The sequence below is a fragment of the Rhizorhapis sp. SPR117 genome (genome assembly GCF_021742065.1).
Map to the genome: position 1 here is coordinate 1 of NZ_JAKKIE010000204.1, position 922 is coordinate 922.

Below are 922 nucleotides of genomic sequence, written 5' to 3' on the forward strand. Positions count from 1 at the left end.
TGTCAATCGGCGTCCAAACGGGACCCCCTATCGGCACGCAAAAGGGACCCCCTGTCAGGATGGCGGAACGTTGATGTGACGCACTCCCTTGCGCTGCGGGCGACGTAGGGAGGGCGTAGCCCGACCGGAGGCGCGCGCAGCGCAAAGCATCTTCTAATTGATGGCCGCTCGGGCGGATCAGCTTCGGTTTTTGAAGCGCCAGCTGTCATTACCGGTCTCGACAATATCGCAATGATGGGTGACGCGATCCAGAAGCGCGGTGGTCATCTTGGGATCGCCGAACACGGTGGGCCACTCGCCAAAGGCGAGGTTGGTGGTGATGATGACACTGGTCTGCTCATAGAGTTTGCTGATCAGGTGGAACAGCAACTGGCCGCCTGATCGGGCGAACGGCAGATAGCCCAGTTCGTCCAGTACGATGAGATCGAGGCGGGATAGCTGGGCGGCAAGTCCGCCACCCTTGCCGATCCTGGCTTCCTCTTCGAGGCGGGTCACCAGATCGACCGTGTTGAAGTAGCGGCCTCGGGCACCGGAACGCACGACATTGGCGGTGATGGCGATGGCCAGATGGGTCTTGCCGGTGCCTGTACCGCCGACCAGGACGATATTGCGTCGTGCGGGCAGGAACGCGCCGCTGTGCAATGAGCGCACCAGCCCCTCGTTGATGGGTGTGCCCTCGAACCGGAAGGCGTCGATGTCCTTCACAACTGGCAGCTTAGCGGCCGCCATTCGGTATCGGATCGACGCGGCATGACGATGCGCCGCCTCTGCTCGCAGAAGGTCGGTCAGTATCTCCATCGTCGTGCGCTGGCGCTGAAGGCCGGTGGTGACGGCATCGTCGAACGCGCCCGCCATGCCCTTGAGGCCCAGGCCACGCATGGCCTCGATCATATCATGCCGCTGCATCGAAGGTCCTCAGCTG

General features: G+C 62.6%; 1 protein-coding gene. It reads right to left on the reverse strand.

Going from position 1 to position 922, the window contains the following annotated elements; genetic code table 11:
- Nucleotides 1-177: 177 nt before the first annotated feature.
- A complete protein-coding gene (gene istB, locus L3X40_RS21970) occupies nt 178-906 on the reverse strand; it encodes an IS21-like element helper ATPase IstB (RefSeq protein ID WP_237367453.1) in 729 nt (242 codons plus the stop codon).
- Nucleotides 907-922 lie beyond the last annotated feature (16 nt).